Annotated in this window: 4 protein-coding genes and 1 pseudogene; 3 read left to right on the top strand and 2 right to left on the bottom strand. The window is 71.5% G+C overall.

All coding sequences use genetic code 11. From position 1 onward, the window contains the following. Positions 1-428, bottom strand: a pseudogene (locus tag AC1DVT_RS17855) (hypothetical protein); the annotation flags it as partial. A gap of 325 nt (positions 429-753) precedes the next feature. Between AC1DVT_RS17855 and AC1DVT_RS17850 the strand changes: the two are divergent. Next, complete coding sequence (locus tag AC1DVT_RS17850) at positions 754-2079, top strand: hemolysin family protein (RefSeq protein WP_477390473.1); 1326 nt, start codon at positions 754-756, stop codon at positions 2077-2079. After that, entirely contained in the window at positions 2076-3134 is a 1059-nt protein-coding gene (locus AC1DVT_RS17845) for a hemolysin family protein (RefSeq protein WP_477390471.1), read from the top strand. Before AC1DVT_RS17850 ends, AC1DVT_RS17845 begins: the two co-directional genes overlap by 4 nt. 10 nt (positions 3135-3144) lie before the next feature. Here the strand turns inward: AC1DVT_RS17845 and AC1DVT_RS17840 are convergent, their stop codons facing one another. Then, complete coding sequence (locus tag AC1DVT_RS17840) at positions 3145-4215, bottom strand: NADH:flavin oxidoreductase/NADH oxidase (RefSeq protein ID WP_477390470.1); 1071 nt, start codon at positions 4213-4215, stop codon at positions 3145-3147. 151 nt (positions 4216-4366) lie between these two features. Between AC1DVT_RS17840 and AC1DVT_RS17835 the strand changes: the two genes are divergently transcribed. Further along, on the top strand, positions 4367-4903 hold a 537-nt coding region (locus AC1DVT_RS17835), incomplete at its 3' end, for an ADP-dependent NAD(P)H-hydrate dehydratase (protein WP_477390469.1).

Genomic DNA, 4903 nt, shown 5'->3' with positions numbered 1-4903 from the left:
AGCGCGGTCTGAGCCGGAGTCGTGATTTCGTGCATTCCGAACGGGACGCGTTCGACTCCCTCCAGTCCGAGCGCGTGACGTCGCACGGACCCGCCCGAGCGCCCGCCGCTCGCACGGTCGATGGTGAGGTCGATCGACGTCGGCCACGTCCCGAGCACGTCGATGCCCCACTCCGCGGCGGCGGCCAGGTGTGACACGATCGCGCCTGCATCGAGCCGGCGGGCGACCTCCTGGAGACGGACCCGGTGCCGTTCGATGGGGCGGAGTCGCTTCCATTCCGCGGTCAGAACGTAGGCGCCGGGAATCACCCGGGTCCAGGTTCCGTCGGCGACGAGCCGCCGTCGGCGCTTGTCGTCGACCGGATCAAGCTGCTCGCACCGTCGCGACACGACGATCAGGTCGTGCGCCGCCGTCTGGATCGATTCCACGGACCCACCCTGGGCGCTCGTGCCGGAGCATCCGTGTCGTGCGCTCGATTCGAGGCAGACCCCGCGCGCACGTGTCGGCTGTGGAGGAGGCGGGCGCCAGCCGAGGCCGAGACCCCTTGCGCGGTCGAAACCGGTACCCGCTGTCGTCGTTGTCGGGCGCGTTTGGCGGTATCGACAGCGCGAGGCACGGACGGGTGCTGATGCCCGGAGCGGCCGGGTCGCGGCATCCGGCCACGCCGTAGACTGGCGCAACGATGGACGACCCCCCCAGTTGCAGACGTTCGCCCCACCGACCCGCCTCCCGCACCCGCGGGGGTGATGCGTGATGGAGTACATCATGCTGGGCGTGGGGCTCCTGCTCATCGTGGGGACCGGCCTGTTCGTGGCGAGCGAGTTCGCGCTCGTCAACCTCGACCGGGCTGACCTCGAAGCCCGTCGGGACAAGGGCGAGACCCGCCTCTCGCTCACGATCAACGCGCTGCGGATCACCTCCACGCACCTCTCCAGCGCACAGCTCGGCATCACGCTCACGACCTTGCTGACCGGCTACGCGATGGAGCCGGCGATCTCGAGCCTGCTGAGTCCGGTGCTGGTGTCGTGGGGCGTGCCGACGGCCTGGGTGTCGCCGATCGCGGTGCTCGTCGGAGTGTCGATCGCGACGATCCTGTCGATGATCCTGGGCGAGCTCGTGCCCAAGAACTTCGCGCTCGCCCTGCCGCGGCAGACCGCGAAGATCGTCCTGCCGTTCCAGGTCGGGTTCACCAAGGTCTTCCGCCCCGTGATCACCGTGCTCAACGGCAGCGCCAACGCGACCCTTCGGCTCATCGGCGTCGAGCCCAAGGAGGAGCTCTCCGGCGCGCGCACGGCCGAAGAACTCTCCAGCCTCGTCCGCCGCTCTGCGAGCGCCGGCGTGCTCGAAGAGGACACGGCATCCCTCCTCGATCGCAGCCTGACCTTCGCGCGGCTCAGCGCCGCCGACGTGATGACCCCGCGCCCGAGCGTGCACGCGCTCGCCGCGAGCGACTCGGCCGAGGGCATCATCCAGCTCGCCCGGCGCACCGGGCACAGCCGCTTCCCGGTCTATGGCGAGTCGATGGACGACATCGTCGGCATCGTCCACCTCAAGGCCGCCATCGGCGTGCCGCGCGATCGACGAGCGGATGTCCCGGCAGCCGCCCTCGCGACCGAGCCGCTGCGCGTCCCCGAAGCCGTGCACCTCGACGCGCTGGTCTCAGAACTGCGCGCCCGCGGGTATCAGATGGCCATCGTCGTGGACGAGTACGGCGGCACGGCGGGCGTGGCCACCCTGGAGGACCTCGTCGAGGAGATCGTCGGCGAGGTGCTCGACGAGCACGACCTCCGCCGCGCCGGGATCATCCGGTCCGAGGGCGCCGTCGTCTTCCCCGCGGAACTGCGACCGGACGAGCTGCTCGACCGCACCGGCATCCGCGTTCCCGAGGGCGAGGTGTACGACACGGTCGGGGGCTTCCTCATGAGCGAGCTCGAGCGCATCCCGGCCGTCGGCGACGAGGTCGAGGTCGAGGACGGCACGCTCGCGGTGGAGCGGATGGACGGGCGTCGCGTGGACCGGGTCAGATTCACGGCCACGCCGATGCCGACCGGTGCGGACGAGAACGGGGGCACCCGATGAGCGACTGGGCCGGGATCGCCTGGCTGTTCGTGCTCCTCGCCTTCAACGCCTTCTTCGTCGGCGCGGAATTCGCCGTCATCTCCGCACGCCGGTCGCAGATCGAGCCGCTCGCCGAGAAGGGCTCGCGCGCGGCGCGCACCGCGCTGTACGCCATGGAGCATGCGACGCTCATGCTGGCGACGAGTCAGCTCGGCATCACGATCTGCTCGCTGCTGATCCTGAACGTGTCCGAGCCCGCGATCCACCACCTGATCGCGGTGCCGCTCGAGGCCCTCGGCCTGACCGAGGCGATGGTCGACGTCATCGCCTTCATCGTGGCGCTCGTCGTGGTCTCGTACCTGCACGTCGTCTTCGGCGAGATGGTGCCGAAGAACCTCGCGTTCACGCTGCCCGATCGGGCTGTGCTCCTGCTCGCCACGCCCCTCGTGGGCGTGTCGAAGGTCTTCCACCCGATCATCGTGTCGCTGAACTGGATCTCGAACAGCATCCTGCGGCTGTTCCGGGTGGAGCCCAAAGACGAGGCCACCTCGACGTTCACCCTGGAAGAGGTCGCGACCATCGTCAACCAGTCGCGGATCGAGGGCGTGCTCGACGACCTGGCCGGCACGGTGACCGCCGCGGTCGAGTTCACCGAGAAGAAGGCGAAGGACATCGCGGTGCCGTTCGCCGACCTGGTCACCCTTCCCGAGCAGACGACCGCCGACGCCATCGAGCGTGCGGTCGCCAAGCACGGCTACTCGCGCTACGTCATCGTCGACGGCGGGGGCGACCCGCTCGGCTACGTGCACCTCAAGGACGTGCTGCGCACCGCGGAGGAGTCGGATGCCGAGACCGGCGCCGCGCGTCCGATCGAGGCGTCGCGCATCCGCCACATGGTGCCCGTGCTCGAGTCGACCGACCTCGAGGACGCCCTCGCGCTCATGCGCAGCGCCGGGCGGCACCTCGCCCAGGTGCGCGACGACGACGGCCGGACCACCGCGGTGCTGTTCCTCGAGGACATCATCGAGGAGCTGATCGGCGAGATCCAGGACGCCACCCGCCGCCGCGGCCGCTGACCCCTGGGAGTCAGCGGCGGCGGCGCGCGCGCACGTACTGCTTGGGCCAGTAGTCGATGTCGGCGCCGAGCTCGGACGCGGCGCGGAGTGCGAAGTGCGGGTCGCGCAGCCACTCGCGTGCGGCCATGACCGCATCGGCCTGGTCGTCCTGCAGGATCGCCTCGGCGTGCGGGCCGTCGGAGATCAGCCCGACCGCGCTCACCAGGACACCGGCCTCCCGGCGCACGTGGGCGGCGAGCGCGACCTGGTAGCCCGGGCCGATCGTCAGCTTCTGGTGCTCGACGAGACCACCGCTGGAGATGTCGAAGAAATCGACCCCGCGGTCGGCGCACCAGCGCGCCACGGTCGCGGTCTGCTCGACGTCCCAGCCGCCCTCGGCCCAGTCCGTGCCCGAGAACCGCACCAGCAGCGGCACGTCTGGTGCGGCATCCCGCACCGCATCGACCACGCGCAGCAGCAGCCGGGCGCGGTTCTCGAGCGAGCCGCCGTACTCGTCGTCGCGGAGGTTCGACAGCGGCGAGAGGAACTCGTGCAGCAGGTAGCCGTGGGCGGCGTGGATCTCGAGCAGCTCGAATCCGGCGGCCAGGGCGCGGTGGGCGGCCGCGGTGAAGTCGGCGACCACGGCGTCGATGCCGGCGAGGTCGAGCGCGACCGGCTCGGCGTAGCCCTCGAACGCGATCGCCGACGGTGCGACGGCGGTCCAGCCGCCCTCGGCGGCGGGCACGCTGCCGTGGTGGCCGGAGAACGGCGACCAGGTCGAAGCCTTGCGGCCCGCGTGCGCGAGCTGGATCCCGGCGATGGCGCCGCGGGAGCGGATGGCTGCAACGATCGGGGTCCATGCCTCCCGCTGCGCGTCGTTCCAGATGCCGGTGTCCTCGGGGGAGATGCGCCCCTCGGGCGAGACCGCGGTCGCCTCCGCGATGACGATCCCGGCGCCGCCGTTCGCGAACTGGGCGAGGTGGGTGTGGTGCCATTCCTGCGGCACGCCGTCGACGGCGCTGTACTGGCACATCGGTGCCACCCAGAGGCGGTTGCGGGCGGTCAGCCCGCGGATCGTCAGGGGGGAGAACAACGCGGGCATAGGGGCTCCTGTGCGGATCGGATGCGGCGGCGAGATGCGGCAGCGAGGGTGGGGCGGTTAGGGTCTGGCCATGGCCGGATTGTGGATACCCGAAGACACCGCCCGGGCTCTCCGGAAGCCAACAGCCGCCGACGACAAGTATTCCCGGGGTGTGCTGGGGATCCGAACCGGGTCGACGGAGTATCCGGGCGCCGCGGTGCTCGGGGTCGAAGCGGCGTGGCGGACGGGTCTGGGCATGGTCCGCTACCTCGGCGCGGCGCGCGACCTCGTGCTCCAGCGCCGCCCCGAGACGGTGACGATCGACGGTCGCGTGCAGGCGTGGCTGATCGGATCGGGAACGGATGCCGCGACCCGGCCGGCCACCGAGACCACGGCGCTGCGCGACCTCCTCGCCGGGGACCTTCCCGTGGTGGTCGATGCCGGCGCGCTGGCGCTCGCCGTCGGGGCGACGGCGCGGCGCATCGTGACGCCCCATGAGCGCGAGCACGAGCGCCTGCGCCGGGGACTCGGCCTGGCACCGACCGACGCGGACCGCGTGCAGGCGGCGCGGGAGACGGCGGCGGCGCTCGGCGCCGTGATCGTGCTCAAGGGCGCGCGCACGATCGTCGCCGATCCGCACGGCTGGGCGACGGCCGTCGAGTCCGGCACGCCGTGGCTCGCGACGGCCGGCACCGGCGACGTGCTCGCC

The organism is Microbacterium sp. P2_F9 (genome assembly GCF_056403635.1).
Note: the sequence above shows the minus strand (reverse complement) of the source record. Positions and strands in the feature narration are given on the sequence as shown.